The sequence below is a fragment of the Kitasatospora hibisci genome, from assembly GCF_043950205.1.
Lineage (GTDB): Bacteria > Actinomycetota > Actinomycetes > Streptomycetales > Streptomycetaceae > Kitasatospora > Kitasatospora hibisci.
The window spans coordinates 6,204,745-6,227,295 of sequence record NZ_CP171642.1 but is presented as its reverse complement, the minus strand read 5'-3'; the positions used below and the strand labels follow the sequence as shown (position 1 = coordinate 6,227,295).

Here is a 22,551-nt window from a genome sequence, read left to right as displayed (position 1 = left end):
GGCCGGGCCCCGCACGGGAGGGTGGGCCCATGACCACGCACAGTCCCCTCGCCCGGGTACGCGCGGTGGCGGCCGGTACGGGCGTCGCCGCGACGGTGCCGTATCTGACGCTCAAGCTGCTCTGGCTGACCGGCCACCCGGTGGGGGTCGGCGACGGCGCCGCGATGGACGACCTCTGGCTGATCAACCTGCTGACCTTCGGCATGGACGCCGTCGCCGTGCTGCTCGCCCTCGCCTTCGTCCGGCCCTGGGGCCGGCGGGCCCCGGCCGGACTGCTGGCCTTCCCGATGTGGGTCGCGACCGGCCTGCTCGGGACCATCCTGGTGGCGCTGCCCCTGATCCTGCTGAGCACGCTGGTGCTCGGCCCCGACGCGTCCGCCGCCGACGACGGCCCGGACGGCCTCGGCGACTGGGTCTTCACGGTGGTGTACGGCGGGTTCGCCGTCCAGGGCGTCGCGCTGATCGTCGGCTTCCTGCTCCACACCCGGGAGCGCTGGGGCGGCCTGCTGCGCGAGCGGATCGGCGACCTGCCCGACTCGCCCACGCTCACCGTGCAGCGGACCTTCGCCGGCGTGGCCGGGCTGCTCGCCTTCGGGGTCGCCGCGGCCCGGCTCTACTGGTCCGCCGGCGGGACCGCCGGGCTGCCCGCGGCCTGGGTGGCGGAGCACAGCCGGAGCCTGGCGGTGATGGACCTGGTGACCGCCCTCATGGCGGTGGCCGGCACCGCGGCGCTGCTGGTGCTGGTGTTCCGGATCCGGCCGGAGCGGCGGCTGCGGGTGCCGCTCGCCGTGACGTGGACCGCGGCCGGGTCACTGTTCGGCTGGGGCGCCTGGCAGTTGGTGGTGTTCGGGACCGTCACCGACGTGTCCGATCCGCAGAAGGCGGTGCCCGGGCTGCTCCCCCTGGTGGAGGCGGCGCAGGTGATCACCGGGCTGCTGGTGTTGGCGGCGGGCGCGATCGCCCTGGTCGAGCGGGCCGCCGCGCGGGCGGCGGTGGCGCCGCCCGGGGCGGGCTCGGCGGTGGCACCGGCCGCCCCCGCGGCCGTCGCTGACGTAGAGTCGGCCGGGTGAGCACGGGGGCGGACGCAGCGGGAACGGGAGCGGCGGCGACGGGCGCCGGAACCGGCCCGGGGCCCGGACCGGGCCTGCGGTGGCACGGGCTCCTCCGGCGGCTGCGGCGGCCGGCGAGTGCGCTGCTCGGTCGGCGGGCCCGGCTGCGCTGGGTGCACCTGGTGCTCGGCGGCGCGCTGCTGATGCCGTACTGGATGCTCTCCGTCGTCCTGCTCGGGGCGCTCGATCCGGAGAACGGCCCGCTGCACCAGGTCCTCCTCCAACTCGCCTCGCTCGCCCTCTCCCTGCCGATGGCCGCCCTCACCGCGCTGGTGCCCATCGTCCGGGCGCTGGAGGGCGCGGCCGCCCGGGCGCTCGGCGCCCCGGAGCGGGCCGAGGAGGTCTCCACCGGCCCGGCCCGGTCCTGGGCGGCCCGGCGCCGCACCTCCGCCTGGTACGTGCTCCACCTGCTGTTCGGCGGAGTGGTCAGCGGGATGACGCTGGCCGGCGTGCCGTTCGCCGTGGTGCTGACCTACTCGCCGCTGGGCGGCACACCGGTCGACGAGGCGCTGCGGTACTGGCAGGACCGCGGCGTCCCGTTCGTCCTGCCCGGCCCCGCGTTCGGTCTGGCCCTGCTGCTGCTGATCACCGCCATTAGCGCGGGGCTCGGGGCACTGCTGGCGCGCTGGGCGCCGGTGCTGCTCGGTCCGACCCCGGAGGAGCGGCTGGCCGCCGCCGAGCGGCGGGCCGCGGTGCTCGCCCAGCGCAACCGGCTGGCGCGCGAGCTGCACGACTCGGTCGGCCACGCGCTCAGCGCCGTCGGCATCCAGGCCTCGGCGGCCGCGCGGGTGCTGCGCGCCGACCCCGACTTCGCCGAGGAGGCGCTACGGGCGATCGGCGAGACGGCGCGGGCCGCCGTCGCCGAGCTCGACGCCGTACTCGGCCTGCTGCGCGAGGAGGACCGGGCCGACACCGAGACCGCCGGGCCCACGCTGGCCGGGCTCGACGACCTGCTGCGCCAGCTCTCCGGGACCGGCCTGCGAATCGACGCCGACCTCGCGCCCGGCCTCGACCGGCTGCCCGCCGCCTTCTCCCGCGAGGCGTACCGGATCGTGCAGGAGGGCCTGACCAACGTGCTGCGGCACGCCGGGCCGACGGCGCCCGCCGGGCTCCGGGTGGGGCTGACCGCGGGCCTGCTGGAGATCGAGCTGACCAACCCGCTCGGCACCGCACGGCCCAGCCGGCCCGGCGGCGGACGCGGGCTGCGCGGGATCGGCGAGCGCGCGGCCGTGCTGCGCGGCGCGTGCGCGGCCGGGCCGACCGAGGACGGGGCGGGCTGGCGGCTGGCCGTCCGGCTGCCGGTGGGAGGAGCGGGTTGAGCGGGGAGGCGGCGGCGCACGACGGGGCCGCTGCAGGCGGCACGGGCGGAGCGGAAGCAGTGCGGGCGGGAGCAGTACAGGCGGGAGCAGTGGGGGCCGGACCGGTGGAGGCGGAAGCGATGGAGCCGAGAGTGGTGGAGGCAGGAGTGGTGGAGGCGGAAGCGGCCGCACTGGGTGGCGCGGGGGAGGCGGCCGGGTCCGTGCGGGTGGTGATCGCGGACGACGAGCGGCTCGTGCGGATGGGTCTGCGGGTGGTGATCGACGCCGAGCCCGATCTGACCGTGGTCGGCGAGGCCGCGGACGGCGCCGAGGTCGTGCCGCTGGTGCGCTCGCTGCAGCCGGACGTGGTGCTGATGGACGTCAGGATGCCCGGCATCGACGGCATCCGCGCCACCGAGCAGTTGGTCGGCGCAATGGAGTCCCCGCCGAAGATCCTGGTGGTGACCACCTTCGAGCACGACGACCACGTGTACGACGCGCTGCGCGCGGGTGCCACGGGGTTCCTGCTCAAGCGGTCCAGCGTGGAGGAGATGGTCCAGGCGGTGCGGCTGGTCGCGCACGGGGACTCGCTGCTCTTCCCGGCCGCGGTGCGCGAGCTCGCACTGCGGCAGGTCCCGGCCGGGCGGCGCGCCGCCGCCCCGGAGAAGGGCCCGATCGGCCGGCTCACCGAGCGGGAGGGCCAGGTGCTGCGGCTGATGGCCTCCGGGCTGAACAACGGCGAGATCGCCGGGCGACTGGTGGTCAGCCAGGAGACGGTGAAGACCCATGTCGCCAGTGTGCTGGCCAAGCTGGGCGCCCGGGACCGCACCCAGGCGGTGATCGCCGCGTACGAGTCGGGCTTCGTGCTGCCGGGGTAGCGGGTGGCGGGGGTTCCGGCAGACCGGGGCCCGCGGTCGCAGGGGGCGGTCGCGGGCCCCGGTCTGCCGGAACGTTTCTTCCTTCCCGGACCTACCAGCGAGTAGAGTGCGGGCCTTCCCCCGTCTACCGCCCGATAGCTCCCGTATCGGCCCGAAACGAACCGGTGGCCGCATGTCAGTCCGGACCAGTCCCGCGCTCTGGTGGCGCATGGGCATCGTTCTCTCGGCGGGCCTCGGCCTGACCCTCGGCACGTCGAGCCTGGTCTACTTCACCGTCCAGAGCAACGTGATCGTGCTCGGTTACTTCATCGGCGCGGTGTACTGGATGATCGAGCGCGGCACGGTCGACGCGCCCGCGCCCCGGCTGCGCGGGGCCGCCACGCTGTACATCCTGATAACCGGCCTGGTCTCGCACATCCTGCTGGAGCACGGCGCCAACCCGCTGCCGGGGCTGTTCGACGGGCCGGACAAGCTGCAGCACTGGTCGTCGTTCTTCCTGCACTACGTCACACCAGTGCTGGTGATCGCCGACTGGCTGGCGCTGAAGCCGCGCAACGCCTCGGCCTGGCGGGACGTCCCGCTCTGGCTGGCCTTCCCGCTCGGGTACGCGGCGATCGTGCTGACCCGCAACGCACTGTTCTCGAACTACCCGCTGCCCTACCCGTACTTCTTCTTCGACCCGACCGCCAGGGGCTACGGCTACGTCTGGGGCCAGATCGCGCTGCTGACCGTGGAGTTCATCGTGCTCGCCGCCGCCGTGGTGGGTCTGGACCGGCTGGGCACCCTGGTCTCCGGCCGGCTCCGCCCGGCCGCCGCGAAGCCCGGCACGGAGCCGACGGCCTGACCCTCCGTCGCTCCCGTGCCGTCCGAGGGTCCGCCGCGCGGCGGCCGCCTCAGATCCGCCAGCAGCGGATGCGGTCGGCCGCCCCGTACACGTCCGCCCGCCCCTCCGCGATGTCCCGGGCCAGCTCCACCAGGGCTCCGTACGGCGGGTCGATGCCCTCCTTCGCGGCGTGCATGTACGCCGCGGTGGTCATGCAGGCGTAGAGGTTGTTGCGCACCGGCAGCGGCCGCAGCAGCACGATCGTGTGCATCAGCGTGGCCGCGCACCAGGCCGGATCGGCGTCGTGGCCGAGCTGCGCGGTGTTGACCCGGTGCCGCGCCACCGCCGCCTGCAGCGCCGAGTAGTCCCGGACGCTCAGGTCCTCCGGCGAGGCCTGCTCCTGCACGTCGAGCAGCCAGCGCAGGTCGACGTGGAGCAGCGTCACTCCGGCACCCCTCCGCCGCCGCACATCCTTGCGCCCGCCCGGCTCACGCCGCCGGCGCGTCCTCCGGGAACGCCGCGTCGAACTCCGCCCGGTGCGCCGTCCAGAACGCCACGGCGTGCGCGACGAAGTCCCGCCGCTGCTGCTCCCGCACGCTCAGGTCGTGGACGTACGCCTTGACACTCTTCCCGTCGGCGGCGGCCGCCGCACGGATCGCGGCGAGTTCGTGCTCCGTGTACTCGATGTTGAGTGCAGGCATGGCGCCGATGGTACTGGAACGGTACCGCCCGGGGAACCGGAACGACGCCAACCGACCGGCGCCCCGGGCGGGTTGTGCGCCCCGGGCGGGAGCGGCGATCCCTCCGGGGCCGCAGACGCGCGCCTGCGGCCCCGGGCCCCGGACCGAACCGGACCGGACCGGCCCGCCGGCTCCCCCCGGCGACCGCACGTCCTACATCGGATCCACCGCCCGCAGTTCGCCGTCCAGCTCCAGCCAGCGGGTGATCCCCAGGCCGCGCAGGAACGGCAGGTCGTGGCTGGCGACGATCAGCGTGCCCCGGTAGGCCGCCAGTGCCTGGGTGAGCTGACGGACGCTGGCCAGGTCGAGGTTGTTGGTCGGCTCGTCGAGCAGCAGCAGCTGCGGCGGCGGGTCGGCCAGCAGCAGCGCGGCCAGGGTGGCACGGAACCGCTCGCCGCCGGAGAGCGTGGCGGCGCTCTGGTCCGCCCGGCCGCCTCGGAACAGGAAGCGGGCCAGCCGGGCCCGGATCGCGTTGTCCCCGGCGTTCGGCGCGAACAGCTTGACGTTCCCCGCCACGGTCAGCCGGTCGTCCAGCAGGTCGAGCCGCTGCGGCAGGTGGCGCAGCGGCACCGGGGTGGTCACCTCGCCCTCCAACGGGGCGAGTTCGCCGGCGATGGTGCGCAGCAGGGTGGTCTTGCCGGCCCCGTTGCGGCCGACCAGGGCGATCCGCTCGGGGCCGCACAGGTCGAGGTCGGCGGTGGTGCCGTAGGGCAGCCGGACCTTCTGCAGGGTGAGCACCGTGCGGCCGGCCGGAACGGCCGTACGGGGCAGGTCGATCCGGATCTCGGCGTCGTCGCGGACGGCCTCCTCGGCCTCGGTGAGCCGCTGCCTGGCCTCGTCCAGCCGCTCGGTGTGCATGCCCTGGAGACGGCCGGCCGTCTCCTGGCCCTGGCGTTTGAGCTTGCCGGCGAAGATGTGCGGGTCGTTGCGGGTGACCGAGCGCTTCCTGCCGTAGCTGGCGCTGCGCTCCAGCCGGATCCGGGCCTCGGCCAGGTCCCGCTTCTGGCGCTGGACGTCGGCCTCGGCGTTGCGCAGCAGCCGCTCGGCCGTCTCCTGCTGGGCGGCGAGGGTGCGCTCGTACTCGGCGAAGTTCCCCCCGTACCAGGTGACCTGGCCGTCCCTCAGGTCGGCGATCTGGTCGACGTACTGGAGCAGCTCGCGGTCGTGGCTGACGATCAGCATCACGCCGTGCCAGCCCGCCACCGTCTCGTAGAGCCGCTCGCGGGCGGCCCGGTCGAGGTTGTTGGTGGGCTCGTCGAGCAGCAGCACGTCGGGGCGGCGCATCAGCAGGGCGGCCAGGCGCAGCAGGACGGCCTCGCCTCCGGAGAGCTCGGCGGTGGTCCGGTCGAGGCCGAGCCGCTGGAGCCCGAGCCGGTCGAGGGTGGCACGGGCGCGCTCCTCGACGTCCCAGTCGTCGCCGACGGCGTCGAGGTGCTCCTGGCGGGTGTCGCCGGACTCGATGGCGTGCAGGGCCTCGCGGGCGGCCCGGATGCCGAGTGCCTCGTCGACCCGCAGCCGGGTGTCGAGGGTGAGGCCCTGCGGCAGATGGCCGAGCTCGCCGCCGACCTTGACGGTGCCGGCGGTGGGGGTGAGCTCGCCCGCGATCAGCCGCAGCAGGGTGGACTTGCCGGCGCCGTTGAGCCCGATCAGGCCGGTGCGGCCGGGGCCGACGGCGAGGTGGAAGCCGTCCAGGACGGTCCTTCCGTCGGGCCAGTCGAAGGCGAGGTCGGTGCAGAGGACGGAGGTGCTGGGTTGTGCCATGAGTGGCCTCCCGGGTGGTTGCCTGCGGTCTGGGGAGCAACACGGGAGACACCGCGGGAGTGCGGGGAGCCTGGGGGGGGACGGCCGGGGCCGCCACGGGGACGGGTGCCGGGCGGGCTCACCACTGAGGTCGCGCACTCGCACACACGCACACCGCGCGCAGCGGGGCTGCGTCAGGACGACGGGCTGCATCGGGACAGCAGGGCTGCACGGGCAGCGCTGTCGCAGCACCGCGGCCTCGGCAGGCCTGCGTCAGCAGGGCTGCATCGCGGCGGGGGCGGTGTCTCGGGACCTCAGTAGAGCAACGGCCTTCTCCTGTTCCGGCGGGTGGCAGGGATCACGCTACGAAGGCCGGCCGGTCTCCGCAACGGGTTATTCCGGCGCGCTTCGCGTGCCGATCACGTGCCGATCCGGTGACGGCCGCGTTCCGGTCCGGTCCGGGGGTAAGGACGCCTTTATCCGCATGGCAGACTCCTCCTGCCGTACCTGCGGGCCCGGGCGGTCCCGGCCCGTACGGCGTTCATCCACAGGGGGAATTGAACTCATGTCACCGATATCCCGGACGACGCGTGCCGCGCTGGGCGCCTCGGTCGTCGCACTGACGATGGTGGTCGCGACGGCGTGCGGGCCGGACAACGACCCGGCCGGGGCCCAGACCGCGGCTCCCACCGCCGCCGTCACCAGCACCGACAAGCCGGGCGCCGCCCCGATCAAGCTGCCCAGCCTCGACGAGCTGAAGAAGTGGAAGTTCGAGGACTGGGAGAAGTTCGCCCAGCAGAACGTGATCACTCCGGCCGTGAAGGGCTACTGGGACCTCCAGAAGATCCTGAAGGCCAAGCCGTCCAAGCCCGGCCCCGGCAACCGGCCCCCGGCCCAGCCCACCGCCCAGCCGACCGGTTCGGCGCCCGCGCAGCCCACCGCCCAGCCGCCGGCGGACAACGGCAACGACCCGCTGCCGAAGCTGGTCGAGATGAAGCCGCTGCCGCACCCGTTCGCCAGGAACCTCCACGTGAACGGCAAGCTGTTCTTCCAGGACGGCAACCAGGAGTACGTCTGCTCCGGCACCGTGGTCTCCGACCCGGCCAACCCCGGCAGGAGCAACCTGGTCTGGACCGCCAGCCACTGCCTGCACGGCGGCAAGGGCGGCAAGTCCCACACCAACATCGTCTTCGCCCCGGCGTTCAACAGCAGCGGTGCGCTGAGCGGCGGCAAGCAGGCCTCGCTGGCGCAGGCCGAGCCGTACGGCGAGTGGGGCGCGGTGGCCGGCATCATCTCCCCGACCTGGGCGGGCGAGGCCGACGCGGAGTACGGCGGCGCCTGGAGCCAGTACGACTTCGGCATCATCAAGGTGGCCAACCCGGACGGCAGCAACAAGTCGCTGGAGGAGGTCGTCGGCGGCTCGGTGCCGGTCTGGTTCAACGCCCCGCGCGACCAGATCACCGCCGTGAGCAGCTACGGCTACCCGGCCGGCAAGCCCTTCGACGGCATGGAGCTGGACCGCTGCGAGGCCGGCAAGCCGGTCCGCCACACCATCGACCCGAGCCGTCCGGCGATGCTCACCATCGGCTGCAACGGCACCGGCGGCGACAGCGGCGGCGGCTGGTTCGCGATGAAGGACGGCAAGCAGGTGCTGGTCTCGGACACCTCCATCGGGGGCGACGACAACACCTGGGAGGCCGGCCCGTACCTGGACGACGTCGCCCAGCACGCGCTGGAGTACATCTCCAAGAAGGCCAAGTGATCCCGGGCACGTCCTGAGGACGCGGGGGCCGCAGCCGACCGGCTGCGGCCCCCGCGCCGTTCCCCCGTGCTCCCGCCCCCGTCCCCGCGCTCCCGGCGACGCGCCCCGCTCTCCTAGAATCGGGGCATCATGAGCGCCACACTCGTAGTCAAGGACCTCAGCGCCGGCCACGGCGACCGCACCCTCTTCTCCGGCCTGGACCTGGTCGTCGCGCCCGGCGACGTGATCGGGCTGGTCGGGGTGAACGGCGCCGGCAAGTCGACCCTGCTGCGGCTGCTGGCCGGGCTGGACACCCCCGAGGGCGGCTCGCTGCGGCTCAGCCCGGCGAGCGCCAACATCGGTCACCTGCCGCAGGAGCCGGAACGCCGCGCGGGCGAGTCGGTCCGGCAGTTCCTGGCCCGCCGGACCGGTGTGGCCGCCGCACAGGCGGCGCTGGACGAGGCCACCGAGGGCCTGGTCGAGGGCCGGCCCGGCGCCGACGACGCCTACGCGGCGAGCCTGGACCGCTGGCTGGACCTGGGCGGCGCCGACCTGGAGGAGCGCGCCGAGGAGGTCGCCGACTCGCTCGGGCTGAAGGTCTCGCTGGACCTTCCGATGACTGCGCTCTCCGGCGGCCAGGCCGCCCGGGCCGGCCTCGCCTCGCTGCTGCTCTCCCGCTACGACGTCTTCCTGCTCGACGAGCCGACCAACGACCTCGACCTGGACGGCCTGGAGCGGCTGGAGGCCTTCGTCAAGGGCCTGCGCGCCGGCACGGTGCTGATCAGCCACGACCGCGAGTTCCTGGCCCGCACCGTCACCCGGGTGCTGGAGCTGGACCTCGCCCAGCAGCAGGTCAACCTGTACGGCGGCGGCTACGAGGCGTACCTGGAGGAGCGCGCGGTGTCCCGCCGGCACGCCCGCGAGGAGTACGAGGAGTACGCCGACACCAAGGCCTCGCTGGAGGCCCGGGCCCGGATGCAGCGCGGCTGGATGGAGCACGGCGTGCGCAACGCCCGCCGCAAGTCCGGTGACAACGACAAGATCGGGCGCGCGATGCGCGCCGAGTCCACCGAGAAGCAGGCGTCCAAGGCCCGGCAGACCCAGCGGATGATCGAGCGGCTGGAGGTGGTCGAGGAGCCCCGCAAGGAGTGGGAGCTGCGGATGGAGATCGCCACCGCGCCGCGCTCCGGCGCCGTGGTCGCGACCCTGCGCGGGGCCACCGCCAGGCGCGGGGACTTCGCCTTCGGCCCGGTGGACCTGCAGATCGACTGGGCCGACCGGGTCGCGATCACCGGCGGCAACGGCGCGGGCAAGTCCACCCTGTTGGCCGCGCTGCTCGGGCGGCTCGGACTCGACGCCGGCAGCGCCGTGCTGGGCTCCGGCGTGGTGGTCGGCGAGGTCGACCAGGCGCGGGGCCTCTTCCTGGGTGGCGAGCCGCTGGTGGAGGCCTTCGCCGCCGCGGTCCCGGAGCTCACGCCGGAGGAGGTGCGCACCCTGCTGGCCAAGTTCGGACTGAAGGCGGCGCACGTGCTGCGCCCGGCCGACACCCTCTCGCCCGGCGAGCGCACCCGGGCGGCGCTGGCGCTGCTCCAGGCCCGCGGGGTGAACCTGCTGGTGCTGGACGAGCCCACCAACCACCTGGACCTGCCCGCCATCGAGCAGTTGGAGTCCGCGCTCTCCTCGTACACCGGCACGCTGCTGCTGGTCACGCACGACCGGCGGATGCTGGACACGGTGGCCGTGAACCGGCGGATCGAGGTCCGGGACGGGCGCGTCCACGAGAACTGAACCGCCGCGGCGGACGCCGTCCGGCCGCCGGCCCCGACCGCCGAGCGGTCCGGAAATTGGTCTCAACCTCTTCCCGGACCGCCCGTCATGTGCTGTGCTGTCGGCCATGGTTGACAGCACAGCGGCGGCCGGCACCTCGTACCCGAGCGTCCCGCACCGCCCGATGACGGTGCCCTCCCACGAGGCGGAGGCCCGCAGCAGGTCCTTCCACGACGTGATGGCGCGGCGCCGGACCGTCCGCGACTACTCGACCGCGCCGATCCCGGACGGCGTGCTGGAGTGGGCGGTCCGCACCGCCGCCACCGCGCCCAGCGGCGCGCACGTCCAGCCCTGGCGGTTCGTGGTGATCACCGACCCGGAGCGCAAGCGACGGCTGCGCGAAGCCGCCGAGGCGGAGGAACGCGAGTTCTACGCGCACCGGGCGTCCGAGGAGTGGCTGGCGGCGCTGGCGCCGATCGGCACCGACTGGCAGAAGCCCTTCCTGGAGGACGCGCCCGCGGTGATCGTCGTCTTCGAGGTGCACAAGGGCCCGAACTCGCCGCGCCCGTACTACACCAAGGAGTCGGTCGGCATCGCGGTCGGCCTGCTGCTCGCGTCGCTGCACCAGGCCGGGCTGGCGACACTCACCCACACGCCGAGCCCGATGAGGTTCCTCAACGAGGTGTGCGACCGGCCCGCCGAGGAGCGGGCCGCCTACGTCATCCCGGTCGGCTACCCGGCGGACGGCGCGCGCGTCCCCGATCTACGGCGCAAGGAGCTCGGCGACGTCCTGGTTCACCTCTGACGCGCCCCGGGGCGGCGCCCGCGCTCCGGCGGTTCGCAGGTGGTCGCTTGACCGGACCACGACGATAATCGCCGCCATGAGCCGACCCACGCCACGGTCCTGCGAGAACGTCCCCGGCCGCACCGCCCGGACCGGCGCCGGCGGTTTCCCGGCGCGGACGCGCAGACCGGGCGAGGCCTCCCCCGGCCGTCCGCCGGAGCTGCTGCAGCTGGCCGGGGGCGTCTCCCTGCAACGGCGCTCGGTCGCACACGCGGCCGCGCTCAACGCCGCCGTCCGGGCCAACCTGGAGCACCTGCGCCCCTGGCTGGAGTGGGCCGCCGCGGCGCCCAGCCCGGCCCAGACCGAGGAGCTGGCGCGAGCCGGCTCGGCCGCCTGGGACGCCGGCACCGACTTCATCTACCTGGTCGGCCTGGACGCCCGGCCCGGCAGCGTGATCGGCTCGTTCGGCCTGCACGGGCGGATCGGCCCTGGCGCGCTGGAGATCGGTTACTGGGTGAGCGCCGAACACGTCGGCCGCGGCATCGCGACCACCGCAGCCGAGGCGCTGACCGCGGCCGCCCTCGCCCTGCCGGGCATCGAACGGGTGGAGATCCACTGCGACCAGGCCAACGGCGCCAGCGCGGCGGTGCCGCGCAAGCTCGGCTTCCGGCTCGACCGGACCGCCGACGCGGCCGTGCGGGCGCCGGGCGAGACCGGGCGCCAGCAGATCTGGGTCAAGGAGCGCTGAGGGGGCGGCGCGGGCCGGCACCGGCAGTTCGCCGGTGCCGGCCCGCGGCTCAGTACCGTTCGCCGGTCGGAGCCGGCAGCGCGTCCAGCTCGGCCAGGTCGGCCGCCGACAGCACCACGTCCACCGCGGCCGCGTTGTCGACGAGGTAGCGCGGCGTCCTGGTGCCGGGGATCGGCAGGACGTACCGGCCCTGCGCCAGCACCCAGGCCAGCGCCACCTGCGCGGGCGTCGCCCCGGCCCGGGCGGCGACCTCCTTCACCTTGGCCACCAGCGCCAGGTTGGCCTTCAGCGCGTCCTGCTGGAAGCGCGGCAGCGAGCGCCGGAAGTCGTCCTCGGGCAGCTCGTCGAAGGAGGAGATGCCACCGGTCAGGAAGCCCCGGCCGAGCGGCGAGAACGGCAGGAAGGCGATCCCCCGCGCCTCGGTGTACGGCAGCACCTCGGCCAGCGAGTCCCGGGTCCAGAGCGACAGCTCGTTCTGGACCGAGGCCACCGGGTGCACCTCCTGCGCCCGCTCGATCTGCTCGACCGTCACCTCGGAGAGCCCGATCCGGCGCGCCTTGCCGGCCCGGACGGCCTCGGCCAGCGCGCCCCAGGTCTCCTCGATCGGCACCTCCGGGTCCACCCGGTGCAGCTGGTAGAGGTCCACGTGGTCGGTACCGAGGCGGCGCAGGCTCTCGTCGATCGCACGCCGGACGTGCTCCGGCCGGCCGTCGTTGGCCACCCGCTTGCCCTCGGTGCCCGGAACCAGGCCGACCTTGGTGGCCAGGAACGCCCGCTCCCGGTACGGGCCGGCCAGCGCCGCGCCGACGACCTCCTCGTTGTCGTACGGGCCGTAGATGTCGGCGGTGTCGATCAGGGTGACGCCGAGGTCCAGCGCCTGCCGGATCACCCGCACCGAGGCCTCGTCGTCACGGTTGCGGAGGTCGTAGGCCCAGGTCATCCCCATGCAGCCGAGACCGACGGCGCCGACCTCGGGGCCCTGGCTGCCGAACGTGGTGGTGCGCATGACGGTTCTCCGTTCGTGTGGCGGAACGCGCGGAACGCGCGGAAGGCGCGGGAAAGGTGCGACCGGTGCGCCGGTCCGCGCTGTCGATCAACGGGATCCACCCTCCACCTTCGAGTGCACTCAAGGTCAAGTCCGTGCCGACGGAGCCCTTTCGAGCCACTCCCGCCAGCCGCCGTCCAGCACCAGCCCGGCCAGCCGCCGGTACCCGCCCGCACCCGGGTGCGCGCCGTCGTCGGCCATGGCCTCGGCCGACCACTCGGCGTCCTCGGCCAGCGCCCGGGTCACGTCGACGAACGGCACGCCGCGGGCGGCACAGAGCTCGGCCTGCCCCCTCGCCAGCTCCAGCAGCCGGTCGAGGTGCCCCGCGTCCCAGCCGACCACCGGCGGCGGCCCGACCAGCAGCACCCCGACGCCGCGTTCGCGGGCGCCGTCCAGCAGGGCGGCGACGTTCGCCAGGCTCCGCTCGGACGCCACCCGCGGCCGGCCGTCCTCCAGCGTGGCGTCGTTGCTGCCGACCGAGAGCACCAGCCGGTTGTCGGCCCCGGGCAGGAAGCGGGAGAAGGTCTCGGTCCAGATCCGGGCCAGCACGTCGGCCGAGGTGTTGCGCCGGATCCCCAGGTTGAAGCCGGTGAGGTCGGACGGGGCCGCCGCCGGTGCGCAGGTGGCCTGGAGCACCCGCCCGACCCAGCCCCGGAACTCCGGGTCGCCCACTCCCTGGGTGAAGGAGTCCCCGGCGAAGCAGATACGCAGATCGCTGATCATCGCGTCACCGTAGCGTCGGAGTCCCCCGCCCCGCCGAGGTGTCCACGGGCGCGGCCGCCCAGCCGCCGCGCGGGCCGCCCCGGAGCCGGAACCCCGAGCGGCGCCCACAGCCTGTCGCCGGCCGCCGCTGATGCCCCGTCGACGCTTGACGTGCACGCCTGGTCTAGTCCAGTTTGATGCTCAGTACCGCGCACCTCCCCGCACCGGACACCACCCCGCAGCCCACCGCCGCCCGCCCACGCCTCCCCTCGGCAGGGCGGCGGGGCACCGTCCCGAGAGGCACCCCCATGCCACGCGCGCCCCACGACACCCCCGCGCCCCGCGCCCGGCACCGCCGCCCGGCCGGCCTGGTCGAACTCCTCGGCCTCGCCGCCGCCACCGCACTCGCCGCGGGCGGGCTGGCCGCCGTCGCCGGGAACGCCGGCGCCGCCGACGGGAACCTGCTCGCCGACCCCGGCTTCGAGAGCGGCGGCCTCGGGCCGTGGAGCTGCTCCGGCGCCACCGGTTCCGTCGTCGGCTCCGGTGCGCACGGCGGCTCGTACGCCCTCAAGGGGGCCGCCGGGAACGGCGACACCGCGCAGTGCGGCCAGACCGTCGCGGTGAGGCCCGGCACCACGTACTCGCTCAGCGCGTGGGTCCAGGGCCAGTACGTCTACCTGGGCGCCACCGGCAGCGGGGTCACCGACCCGGCCGTCTGGACGCCCGGCGGCGCCGACTGGCAGCAGTTGTCCACCACCTTCACCACCGGCCCGGCCACCACCAGCGTCACCGTCCACCTGCACGGCTGGTACGGGCAGGGCGCCTACCTCGCGGACGACGTCGTGCTCACCGGCCCGGGCGGCGGCCCGTCCCCGACCACCGCGCCGCCGACCCCGACCGGCTCGCCGACCGCGGCCCCGACCCCCACCGGCACCCCCACCACCCCGGCCCCGGGCACCGCCGTCCCGGTGGCCCCGTACATCGACATGGGCGCCTGGCCGACCCCGTCCATGCCCGCGGCGGCCGCGGCCGGGAACCTGAAGTCCTTCACCATGGGCTTCGTCACCGGCGTGGGCTGCAAGGCCAGTTGGTTCAACGCCTACGACCCGCGCACCGGCTGGGCCAAGGACCAGGTGGACGCGCTGCGGGCCCGCGGCGGCGACGTCAAGGTCTCCTTCGGCGGTGCCGGTGGCACCGAACTCGCCGCCGCCTGCACCACCGTGGACGCGCTGTTCGCCGAGTACGACGCCGTCGTCAAGGCGTACGGCCTGCGCCACGTCGACTTCGACATCGAGGGCGCCGCGATCGCCGACACCGCCGCCAACGAACGCCGCTCGGCCGCCCTCGCCAAGCTGCAGCGGGCCGACCCGGGCCTGAAGGTGTCGTTCACACTTCCGGTGCTTCCCGAGGGCCTGACCGCCGAGGGCGTCGCCGTCGTGAAGTCCGCCCGCGACGCGGGCGTGACCGTCGACCTGGTCAACGCCATGGCGATGGACTACTACCGCAGCGGCGCCGACTACGGCGACGCCGCCGTCCAGGCCGCCCAGGCCCTCCACGGCCAACTCAGGGCACTCCACCCGGCGAAGACCGACGCCCAGCTCTGGGCCATGGTCGGCGCCACCCCGATGATCGGCGAGAACGACGACCACCAGGTCTACGACCAGGCGGACGCCCGGCAACTGGTCGCCTTCGCCCAGCAGCACCACCTGGGCGAGCTGGCCTTCTGGGACGCCACCCGGGACGCCAACGCCTGCACGGGCGCGCTGTTCAAGTGCACCAACATCCCTCAGCAGCCCTACGAGTTCGCCAGGGTCTTCGCCCAGTACACGGGCTGACCGCGCCCGGTGCCGCCGGGTTCCGCACCCCGCCCGACGTCGTCGACGGCGCGGCCCGCGGCTACGACCCGATCGTCCGCGGCGAGGCCGACGCGCCGGTCGCCTCGGCCCCCTTGAGGACTGCCGGGAGGCGGCCGGTGGCGGCCGCCCTTCCGAGCCGGGGCCGCTAGGAGCACCAGAACAGGAACTGCGTGCAGGTGGGCGTGGGCGTGGGCTTGGGGGGCGGGGTGGTCGAGGGCGGCGGGGTGGTTGGCGGGGCCGTGCTCGGCGCGGGCCGGGAGGGCGGTGCCGAGCCCTGGGCGCCCGGCTCCGGTGCCCGGGCGGTCTCCGGCCCGGCCGGTGCTGGGCTCTTGGACGAGGCGGCGGCGGACGCCGGGGCCGAGGTCGAGGCCGATCGGGACGCCGTGGCCGGGCGGGGGCCGGGGCGCTGGGTGGCCGGCGCCGCCGAGGTCGCGCCCGGACTCGCCACGCCGGTGGGCGTGGTCGGCCCCGGGGCCGGGCCGCTTTGCGGCTCCGCCGCGGCCGGGCGGCCGGCACCCGGCTCGGACGGCGCCGCCTCCGAGCCGTTCGCGGCCAGGGCCGCCGCCCCGAGCCCCACCACGGCCAGGCCCACCACGGAGACCACCAGCCGCCCCGGTCTGCGCCCGGCCCGGCGCCCGCCGCGCCGGGCGGCCGGCCGCCCGCCGGACCTCTCGGCTGCCGGGGGCACCGGCCGCGGCTCGGCGGGCGCCGGACGCGAGCCTGCCGCCGGGCCCTCCGGCGCCGGGGACACCGCCTGCTCCGGGCCGGTCGCGAGAGCCCCGCAGCCGGGGCAGGCCAGCGCGCCGTTGAGGTGGCGGCGGCAGGGTGCGCAGTAGTCCATGTGATCTTCCCGTGCTGCCGGAGTGCCGGGCCCTCGCCGGCCCTCGCCGGTCGTCGTCCTTCGCCGCCGGCGCCGCGCACGCCGTCGTGCGCATGCGGAGCCTAGGCAGCGCGCCTGTGGGGATTCCACACCTCGCGGTGAGGCTTCTGGAGAGATGCCGTGTCCCCGCGGACCGCCCGGGCCGGGGCCGTCGTACGGGTCAGCCCGGGGCGAGCGCCTCGGGCCGGAAGTCCGGTCGACTCGCCGCACAACTGGCCCTACAGCAAGACCAGTTGGCCGCGCTGATGACAAGAGCGCAGTCGATCGGTCACGGGCCGGTCGCAGTTCCGGCCCCTACGGTTCCGCAGGACGGCGGCCCGGGTACCCGGGGGAGGGAACCGGGCCCAGCGGGCGACCGGGGTCGAGGGGGGAAGGTCATGCCGTTCTTCTGCCGCCTGTGCGGCACCCGTACCGACGGCGTCGAGCGGCTCGGTGTCTACTGCCCCGGCGAGCGGTGCGGGACCGACCTGCGGGCAGGCCTGGGCGCCGCCGTGCAGGCGTGGTGCGAGCCGGCCCGGCGGCTCGGCGAGGCGGGCCGGACGGTCGCGGTACACCTGATCGTCCGCAACGCCGGCACCGTGAGCACCGGCTTCCGGGTCGAACCGGTCGAGCCCGTCGAGGGCCGGCTGGACTACGACCGGTCGGCGGTCGCGGCCCCGCTGGCGCCCGGGCAGACCCGGCAGGTGGAACTGCGCTACACCCTCCCGTTCGACCGGATCGGCACGGGGCTCGACGTCGCCTCGCTCTTCGGCGTGCCCGGCGCCGACCTGGCGGGCCGGGTGCAGGGGGCCCGGAGCGAGCGCTTCGGGGTCGCGCTGCGGGTGGTCGCCACCCCGGGCGGCCCGGGTGCCGCCTGCGCCGCCTTCGCGGTGGACGTCCCGGGCCGCATCGACCTCGATCTCGACCTCGACAACGCGCCCGACGGCGACCACCGCAACCGCCAGGACCGCCCGGACGGCTCCGGCGGGCCGAGCGGGCCGGGTTCGGCCACCCGCCCGGGTACCGGGGGCGGCCGGCCCCGGTACCCCGACCACTCCCACCCCCAGCAGCCGACCCGCCCCTCCGGCGGCTGCGGGCCGCTGGCCGTCGCGCTGATCGTCCTCCTGGCCCTGGCCGTTCTGGCCGCCGTCCTGCTCGGAGTCGGCCGCAGGGGCGACGGCAACAGCGACGACGGTGTGCCCGCCCCCACCACGTCCGCGGCACCGTCTCCCACCGCGGAGCCCAGCACGGTCCGACCCTCCACCGGCTCCACCCGGCCCGCACCGTCCCCGACGCGCGCCCGACCACGTCGCCGACGACCAGCCCGGCGAGAAGAGTCACCGTTCCCGACCTGGTCGGCCTCGACCAGGAGGCCGCCGCGCGGAAGCTGCAGGCGCTCGGCCTCGCCGTCGACGGGGACTACACGGCAAGCAACGGGGTCCCGGAGCTCCAGATCATCAGCACGGAGCCCAGGGCGGGCGCCGAGGTGGCTCCCGGCAGCAAGGTGTTCCTCCACATCTCGGACGGCAAGGCAACGGTCCCCGACGTCGCCGGCAAGACCCAGGACAAGGCCGAACAGGCCCTCAGGGATGCCCACTTCACCAACATCACGGTCTCCACCGAGCCGAGCACCAGCACGGCCGCCGGCCTGGCCACCCGCACCGACCCGGTGGAGGGGCGGTCGGTCGGCCTCAAGACCCCCATCACGCTCTGGATCGCCTACTTGCCGAAGCCTCGCTGAACCGCCCTGGGTCCTGCCGGGCGACCCGGCACCGGGCAATCACCGTCGTAAGCACCCTGCTGCACCCCTGGGCAAACCCGCACGGCATGCCGACAATGAGCATGCCACTCGGCCCTCTCGTCCACCCAAGCCCAACGGGGGTACCAAGCCGTGCCTTTGACCACGCCTCCGGCAACGATGAGCCGCCGCGCCTTCACCCGCGCCGCGCTGGTGGGCGCCCTCGCCGCCGGGACGGGCCTGACCGCCCGCCCCGCCGCGGCCGCCGCCGTCCCGGCGGGGAGCGACTGGCTGGCCGCGGTCGACCCGCAGGCCTCCCTCGCCCGGCTCACCCTCCCCGGCACCCACGACACCTGCTCGCTCTACGGCGGCCCTCTGACACAGACCCAGGACCTCTCCCTCCCCGACCAACTGGCCTCGGGAGTGCGCTTCCTCGACATCCGCTGCCGGGCGATCGACGGGGTGCTGGCGATCCACCACGGACCGGTCTTCCAGAAGACTTTCTTCGGCGACGTGCTCAACCGGTGCCTGGCCTTCCTCACCGACCACCCCGGCGAGACCCTGGTGATGCGGGTCAGGCAGGAGTACTCCACCGTCTCCGACGCGGAGTTCGGCGCGCTCTTCGCCGGGTACCAGCAGCGCTGGCCGGGCCTGTTCTGGACCGGCGGCGAAGTCCCCCGCCTCGGCGGGGTCCGCGGGCGGGTGGTCCTGCTCGCCGACAACCCCGGACTGCCCGGCCTGAGATGGGGCGGCTCCCGCACCGACATCGAGGACGACTACGACATCGGCACCGTCTTCGAGCTCAACTCCCGCAAGTGGCCGGAGGTCTCCGCGCACCTGGACGCCGCCCGCGCCGCCACCGATCCGCAGCGGCTCTTCCTCACCTTCACCTCCAGCTCCGGCTGGGGGCTCTGGCCGCGCCAGGCCGCCGACGCGATCACCCCGAGGCTGCGCGGCTACCTCGACCGCCTGGACCGGTCCGCCCGACCGGTGCTGGGCACCGTCCCGATGGACTTCGTCACCGCGGACCTGGTGCGTTCGCTCTACGCGCTCAACTTCGGCGGCTGACCGGGCGGACCGAGGAACGGGCGGGGCCCGGAACGGACCGCACTGCGCAGGCTCAGGCACCGCTCAGGCCCCGTTCAGGCCCCGCTCTGCCGGAGCATGTCCTCGCGCTCCACCACCTTGACCCGTTCACGGCCCTCCGCCGCGCCGAGCGCCCGCTCGTGCTCGTCGAGCCGGTGCCAGCCCTCCCAGGTGGTGTGGCGGACGCCCTGCTCGCGCAGGTGGGCGACGACCGCCCCGGGGTCCGGATCGACGGCGCCCGGCAGACGGCCGTCGGCGTGGTCGGCGAGCAGGCGGGCCACGGTCTCGTTGGCGTCGCCCTTGGTGTGACCGATCAGGCCGACCGGGCCGCGCTTGATCCAGCCCGTGACGTAGGTGGCGCTCTGGTGCGAGCCGTCGGCGGCGAGGACGCGGCCGGCCTCGTTGGGGACGGTGCCGGAGACCGGGTCGAAGGGCAGCTTGGGCAGCTCGTCGGAGTAGTAGCCCACGGCCCGGTAGACGGCCTGCACGTCCCAGTCGGTGAAGCGGCCCGTCCCCCGGACGTTCCCGGTGCCGTCGAGCTCGGTGCGCTCGGTGCGCAGCCCGACCACCCGGCCGTCCTCGCCGAGCACCTCGACCGGGGACTCGAAGAAGTGCAGGTGGATCCGGTGGGGACGGTCGCCCACGTCGCGGATCGCCCAGTTCTCCAGGGTGGCGGCGACCATGTCGACGTGCTTGGCGGCCCGGCGCTCGGCGATCGAGCCCGCGTCGTACTCGATGTCCTCGGGGGAGACGACGACCTCGATGGTCGGGGAGTGGTCGAGCTCGCGCAGCTCCATCGGGCTGAACTTGGCCTGGGCGGGGCCGCGGCGGCCGAAGACGTGCACCTCGCGGGCCCGGTTGCGGGCCAGGCCGGCGTGGACGTTGGGCGGGATCTCGGTGGACAGCAGTTCGTCGGCGGTCTTGGCCAGGATGCGGGCCACGTCCAGGGCGACGTTGCCCACGCCCAGCACCGCCACCTTCTCCGCGTCCAGCGGCCAGCTCCGGGCGACGTCGGGGTGCCCGTCGTACCAGGCGACGAAGTCCGCGGCGCCGTGGGAGCCGGCCAGCCCGGTGCCGGGCAGGTCCAGCGCCCGGTCGGCCGTGGCGCCGGTGGCGAAGACGACGGCGTCGTAGAACCGGTGCAGGTCGTCCAGGGTGAGGTCGCCCGGGTAGTCGACGTTGCCGAAGAGGCGGATCTGCGGCTTGTCCAGAACCTGGTGCAGCGCGGTGACGATGCCCTTGATCCGCGGGTGGTCGGGAGCCACTCCGTAGCGGATCAGCCCGAAGGGGGCGGGCATCCGCTCGAAGAGGTCGACGGAGACCCCGGGGGCCTCGGCGGCGTCGGACTTCAGCAGGGCGTCTGCGGCGTAGATGCCGGCGGGACCGGCGCCGACGATCGCCACGCGGATCGGGCGGGACATGGTGGAGCGCTCCTCCGGAGTGGCGTTGGCTGCGGACGGTTGAAGCAAATCCCGGCCCGGCGGGAGGCAGTAGGGGCGGCGGCCCTATGACCCCATAGAGCAGCCCTATGGGTGCGGCGGGAACTCCCCCGCCCGCAGCGAGCGCACCCCGGCCCGGGCGGCCGGCCCGGCCAGCAGACCGGCCGCCGCACCGAGGGCGAGGCCGAGCAGGCTGTCCAGCACGTCCTGCGCGGTGCAGGCGTGGCCGATGCCGGGCAGCGCGTACTGGACGGCCTCGACCGCGAAGGGCAGCACCGTCGCGCCCAGCAGGACCGCGGCGGCCCGGGCCCGGGTGCCGGCGAGCGCCGCCGCCAGGCCGATCGGGACGAACGGCGCCGCGTCCAGGCCGGCGGGTTCGACCATGGTGAACCCGCTCAGCGGCCGGAGGCCGAAGCCGGTCAGGTCGCAGTGGCGCGCGGCACGGCCGGGGTGGGCCCAGAACGGTCCCCAGGCGTCGGGCAGCAGGGTCAGCGTCACCAGCCCGCCGAGGGCGAGCAGCAGGACGAACGCCACCGCCCAGTGCGCGCGCAGCCACCGCCCGACCACCCGGTTCAGCAGCGCGGCCGGCACCAGCGAGCAGAGCAGCCCGGGCCAGAACATCGGCATCGTGCCGAGGACAGCTTTGATCACGCCAGGACGGACGCGCTCGAACGCCTGCCGGTTCTGACCCGCTCCGCAGCCGGCACCGGCCCCGCCCCGACCGCACCACGCCCCCGGCGGGTCCCGCGCCGATCCCGCTCCGGCCCCGGGCCCGCCGCCCGATCGCCGCCAACTCCCGCCCGACACAGGGAATATCGGCAGAAAATCAGCTATCTCGCTCGATCGAGCGAAGTATCCCCACGATCGGGATTTCCGCCGCCGGAGGGGGGAACATCGCCTCGTCCGCGCCCGTACGAACCACGTCCGGGCGGCACCCGACTCCGGCCACCTGGATCAGCCCGTGACTTCCTCCGCCCCCGTGTGGGACTGCCCCTTCGACCACACCGAAGGCCTGGAGTTCGACCCCCTCCTCCAGCGGCTGCTGACCGAGGAGCGGATCGCCAGGATCCGGCTGCCGCACGGCGAGGGCGAGGCCTGGCTGGCCACCCGGTACGAGGACGTCCGCGTCGTCACCACGGACCGGCGGTTCAGCCGGGCCGCCGGCATCGGCCGCGACCTGCCCCGGATGACGCCCGCACCGATCGCCCAGGCCGAGGCGATCAACCTGATGGACCCGCCCGCCCACAACCGGCTGCGCCGGCTCGTCGCCAAGGGCTTCACCAACCGGCAGGTCGAGCAGCTGCGCCCGCGGACGCAGCGCACCGTCGACGCGTACCTGGACGCCATGGAGGAGCACGGCGCCCCGGCCGACCTGGTGCACCACCTCTCCAGCAGGCTCCCGATGACCACCATCTGCGAGCTGCTCGACATCCCCGCAAAGGACCGCGCCGAACTCCGCGGCCACGCCGTCGCGATGATGGCGATGGGCCCGGGCAGCGGCGACGGCCAGGTGCGCGCCAAGGCCGCCCTGCGCGCCTACTTCACCGAGCTGACCGCCGCCCGGCGCCGCGAGCCCGGCGAGGACCTGATCAGCGCCCTCGCCACCGCCCGGGACGAGGAGGAGCTGCTGGACGACCAGGAGCTCGCCGTCATGGCCATGGTGCTGCTGGTCACCGGCCACGACACCAGCACCTACCAGATCGGCAACATCGCCTACACCCTGCTCACCCACCCCGAGCAGCTGGCCGGACTCCGGGCCCGGCCCGAAGAGCTGCCGCGCGCGATCGAGGAGCTGCTCCGCTTCATCCCGTTCCGGCAGGGCGTCGGCATCGCCCGGGTCGCCACCGAGGACGTCGAGCTGGGCGGGGTGTCGATCCGGGCGGGCGACGCCGTGCACGTCTCCTACCTGGCCGCCAACCGCGATCCGGCGGCGTTCGAGCGGCCCGACGAGCTGGACCTCGACCGCGGCACGGCCACCCACATGGCCTTCGGCTACGGCACCCACCACTGCGCCGGCGCCCACCTGGCCCGGATGGAGCTCCAGGTCGCCGTCGGCACACTGCTGCGGCGCTTCCCCGGGCTGCGACTCGCCGTGCCGCCTGCGGATCTGGACTGGCGGACGGGCTCGATCTGGCGCTACCCGCGAACCCTGCCGGTCGCCTGGTGACCGCCGTCCCGCCGCGCCGTCCCGGCGCCCG

General features: G+C 74.8%; 21 protein-coding genes. 13 read left to right on the top strand and 8 right to left on the bottom strand.

Features of this window, described 5'->3' with window-relative positions; translation table 11 throughout:
* Positions 1 to 29 precede the first annotated feature (29 nt).
* The 4 genes from ACF9IK_RS27280 (at position 30) to ACF9IK_RS27265 (ending at position 4,129) form a co-directional block, all read left to right on the top strand.
* Positions 30 to 1,070: a hypothetical protein gene (locus ACF9IK_RS27280; RefSeq protein ID WP_395296737.1), complete on the top strand. Its 1,041-nt coding sequence runs from the start codon at positions 30 to 32 to the stop codon at positions 1,068 to 1,070.
* Entirely contained in the window at positions 1,067 to 2,428 is a 1,362-nt protein-coding gene (locus ACF9IK_RS27275) for a sensor histidine kinase (RefSeq protein ID WP_395296736.1), read from the top strand. The genes ACF9IK_RS27280 and ACF9IK_RS27275 overlap by 4 nt, the downstream gene beginning before the upstream one ends.
* A 200-nt stretch (positions 2,429 to 2,628) precedes the next feature.
* Positions 2,629 to 3,285, top strand: coding sequence for a response regulator (locus ACF9IK_RS27270; RefSeq protein WP_395298697.1), 657 nt, complete (start codon positions 2,629 to 2,631; stop codon positions 3,283 to 3,285).
* A 172-nt stretch (positions 3,286 to 3,457) separates the two neighbouring features.
* Positions 3,458 to 4,129 (top strand): Pr6Pr family membrane protein, encoded by a 672-nt coding sequence (locus ACF9IK_RS27265; RefSeq protein ID WP_395296735.1) that lies wholly within the window; start codon positions 3,458 to 3,460, stop codon positions 4,127 to 4,129.
* 49 nt (positions 4,130 to 4,178) lie between these two features.
* On the opposite strand, the gene ACF9IK_RS27260 is transcribed toward ACF9IK_RS27265, so the two are convergent.
* From ACF9IK_RS27260 to ACF9IK_RS27250, 3 genes are all read right to left on the bottom strand, one after another.
* A complete protein-coding gene (locus ACF9IK_RS27260) occupies positions 4,179 to 4,553 on the bottom strand; it encodes a toxin Doc (RefSeq protein ID WP_395296734.1) in 375 nt (124 codons plus the stop codon).
* Between the two features lie 43 nt (positions 4,554 to 4,596).
* Complete coding sequence (locus ACF9IK_RS27255; RefSeq protein ID WP_395296733.1) at positions 4,597 to 4,809, bottom strand: hypothetical protein; 213 nt, start codon at positions 4,807 to 4,809, stop codon at positions 4,597 to 4,599.
* Positions 4,810 to 5,001: 192 nt separating this feature from the next.
* The gene (locus tag ACF9IK_RS27250) at positions 5,002 to 6,609 is read right to left on the bottom strand and encodes an ABC-F family ATP-binding cassette domain-containing protein (protein WP_395296732.1); all 1,608 of its coding nucleotides are present in this window, start codon (positions 6,607 to 6,609) and stop codon (positions 5,002 to 5,004) included.
* 544 nt (positions 6,610 to 7,153) lie between these two features.
* On the opposite strand from ACF9IK_RS27250, the gene ACF9IK_RS27245 reads away from it, so the two are divergent.
* From ACF9IK_RS27245 to ACF9IK_RS27230, 4 genes are all read left to right on the top strand, one after another.
* Entirely contained in the window at positions 7,154 to 8,350 is a 1,197-nt protein-coding gene (locus ACF9IK_RS27245) for a hypothetical protein (RefSeq protein WP_395296731.1), read from the top strand.
* Between the two features lie 129 nt (positions 8,351 to 8,479).
* Positions 8,480 to 10,117 carry an ABC-F family ATP-binding cassette domain-containing protein gene (locus ACF9IK_RS27240; RefSeq protein ID WP_395296730.1) on the top strand — a complete coding sequence of 546 codons (1,638 nt, stop codon included), beginning with the start codon at positions 8,480 to 8,482 and terminating at the stop codon, positions 10,115 to 10,117.
* Between the two features lie 106 nt (positions 10,118 to 10,223).
* On the top strand, positions 10,224 to 10,901 hold the full coding sequence (locus ACF9IK_RS27235; protein ID WP_395296729.1) for a nitroreductase family protein: 678 nt from the start codon (positions 10,224 to 10,226) through the stop codon (positions 10,899 to 10,901).
* A gap of 76 nt (positions 10,902 to 10,977) precedes the next feature.
* Entirely contained in the window at positions 10,978 to 11,628 is a 651-nt protein-coding gene (locus ACF9IK_RS27230; protein ID WP_395296728.1) for a GNAT family N-acetyltransferase, read from the top strand.
* A gap of 49 nt (positions 11,629 to 11,677) precedes the next feature.
* On the opposite strand, the gene ACF9IK_RS27225 is transcribed toward ACF9IK_RS27230, so the two are convergent.
* Both ACF9IK_RS27225 and ACF9IK_RS27220 read right to left on the bottom strand, forming a co-directional pair.
* The gene (locus tag ACF9IK_RS27225; protein ID WP_395296727.1) at positions 11,678 to 12,634 is read right to left on the bottom strand and encodes an aldo/keto reductase; all 957 of its coding nucleotides are present in this window, start codon (positions 12,632 to 12,634) and stop codon (positions 11,678 to 11,680) included.
* Positions 12,635 to 12,760: 126 nt separating this feature from the next.
* Positions 12,761 to 13,396 carry a GDSL-type esterase/lipase family protein gene (locus ACF9IK_RS27220; RefSeq protein ID WP_395296726.1) on the bottom strand — a complete coding sequence of 212 codons (636 nt, stop codon included), beginning with the start codon at positions 13,394 to 13,396 and terminating at the stop codon, positions 12,761 to 12,763.
* A 287-nt stretch (positions 13,397 to 13,683) separates the two neighbouring features.
* Between ACF9IK_RS27220 and ACF9IK_RS27215 the strand changes: the two genes are divergently transcribed.
* Positions 13,684 to 15,210 carry a carbohydrate binding domain-containing protein gene (locus tag ACF9IK_RS27215; protein ID WP_395296725.1) on the top strand — a complete coding sequence of 509 codons (1,527 nt, stop codon included), beginning with the start codon at positions 13,684 to 13,686 and terminating at the stop codon, positions 15,208 to 15,210.
* Between the two features lie 209 nt (positions 15,211 to 15,419).
* Positions 15,420 to 16,067, top strand: a complete 648-nt coding sequence (locus ACF9IK_RS27210) for a hypothetical protein (protein ID WP_395296724.1) — start codon at positions 15,420 to 15,422, stop codon at positions 16,065 to 16,067.
* A gap of 262 nt (positions 16,068 to 16,329) precedes the next feature.
* On the opposite strand, the gene ACF9IK_RS27205 is transcribed toward ACF9IK_RS27210, so the two are convergent.
* Positions 16,330 to 17,043, bottom strand: a complete 714-nt coding sequence (locus ACF9IK_RS27205; protein WP_395298799.1) for a hypothetical protein — start codon at positions 17,041 to 17,043, stop codon at positions 16,330 to 16,332.
* On the opposite strand from ACF9IK_RS27205, the gene ACF9IK_RS27200 reads away from it, so the two are divergent.
* Together ACF9IK_RS27200 and ACF9IK_RS27195 are read left to right on the top strand one after the other, a co-directional pair.
* Entirely contained in the window at positions 16,965 to 17,831 is an 867-nt protein-coding gene (locus ACF9IK_RS27200; RefSeq protein ID WP_395298696.1) for a PASTA domain-containing protein, read from the top strand. The two genes, ACF9IK_RS27205 and ACF9IK_RS27200, sit on opposite strands and share 79 nt — an antisense overlap.
* Before the next feature lie 177 nt (positions 17,832 to 18,008).
* Positions 18,009 to 18,896 (top strand): phosphatidylinositol-specific phospholipase C, encoded by an 888-nt coding sequence (locus ACF9IK_RS27195; RefSeq protein WP_395296723.1) that lies wholly within the window; start codon positions 18,009 to 18,011, stop codon positions 18,894 to 18,896.
* Positions 18,897 to 18,970: 74 nt separating this feature from the next.
* Here the strand turns inward: ACF9IK_RS27195 and ACF9IK_RS27190 are convergent, their stop codons facing one another.
* Both ACF9IK_RS27190 and ACF9IK_RS27185 read right to left on the bottom strand, forming a co-directional pair.
* Positions 18,971 to 20,335 (bottom strand): FAD-dependent oxidoreductase, encoded by a 1,365-nt coding sequence (locus ACF9IK_RS27190; RefSeq protein WP_395296722.1) that lies wholly within the window; start codon positions 20,333 to 20,335, stop codon positions 18,971 to 18,973.
* Between the two features lie 105 nt (positions 20,336 to 20,440).
* Positions 20,441 to 21,004 carry a hypothetical protein gene (locus tag ACF9IK_RS27185; RefSeq protein WP_395296721.1) on the bottom strand — a complete coding sequence of 188 codons (564 nt, stop codon included), beginning with the start codon at positions 21,002 to 21,004 and terminating at the stop codon, positions 20,441 to 20,443.
* A 310-nt stretch (positions 21,005 to 21,314) separates the two neighbouring features.
* Between ACF9IK_RS27185 and ACF9IK_RS27180 the strand changes: the two genes are divergently transcribed.
* Positions 21,315 to 22,520, top strand: a complete 1,206-nt coding sequence (locus ACF9IK_RS27180; protein ID WP_395296720.1) for a cytochrome P450 — start codon at positions 21,315 to 21,317, stop codon at positions 22,518 to 22,520.
* Positions 22,521 to 22,551: the final 31 nt, after the last annotated feature.

Bases quoted from the DNA above. Each gene is read 5' to 3' on its own strand.
- ACF9IK_RS27255 (WP_395296733.1), bottom strand. From the start codon at position 4,809: ATGCCTGCACTCAACATCGAGTACACGGAGCACGAACTCGCCGCGATC.
- ACF9IK_RS27265 (WP_395296735.1), top strand. From the start codon at position 3,458: ATGTCAGTCCGGACCAGTCCCGCGCTCTGGTGGCGCATGGGCATCGTT.
- ACF9IK_RS27235 (WP_395296729.1), top strand. From the start codon at position 10,224: ATGGTTGACAGCACAGCGGCGGCCGGCACCTCGTACCCGAGCGTCCCG.
- ACF9IK_RS27190 (WP_395296722.1), bottom strand. From the start codon at position 20,335: ATGTCCCGCCCGATCCGCGTGGCGATCGTCGGCGCCGGTCCCGCCGGC.
- ACF9IK_RS27195 (WP_395296723.1), top strand. From the start codon at position 18,009: ATGAGCCGCCGCGCCTTCACCCGCGCCGCGCTGGTGGGCGCCCTCGCC.
- ACF9IK_RS27250 (WP_395296732.1), bottom strand. From the start codon at position 6,609: ATGGCACAACCCAGCACCTCCGTCCTCTGCACCGACCTCGCCTTCGAC.
- ACF9IK_RS27245 (WP_395296731.1), top strand. From the start codon at position 7,154: ATGTCACCGATATCCCGGACGACGCGTGCCGCGCTGGGCGCCTCGGTC.
- ACF9IK_RS27225 (WP_395296727.1), bottom strand. From the start codon at position 12,634: ATGCGCACCACCACGTTCGGCAGCCAGGGCCCCGAGGTCGGCGCCGTC.
- ACF9IK_RS27280 (WP_395296737.1), top strand. From the start codon at position 30: ATGACCACGCACAGTCCCCTCGCCCGGGTACGCGCGGTGGCGGCCGGT.
- ACF9IK_RS27220 (WP_395296726.1), bottom strand. From the start codon at position 13,396: ATGATCAGCGATCTGCGTATCTGCTTCGCCGGGGACTCCTTCACCCAG.
- ACF9IK_RS27215 (WP_395296725.1), top strand. From the start codon at position 13,684: ATGCCACGCGCGCCCCACGACACCCCCGCGCCCCGCGCCCGGCACCGC.
- ACF9IK_RS27240 (WP_395296730.1), top strand. From the start codon at position 8,480: ATGAGCGCCACACTCGTAGTCAAGGACCTCAGCGCCGGCCACGGCGAC.
- ACF9IK_RS27230 (WP_395296728.1), top strand. From the start codon at position 10,978: ATGAGCCGACCCACGCCACGGTCCTGCGAGAACGTCCCCGGCCGCACC.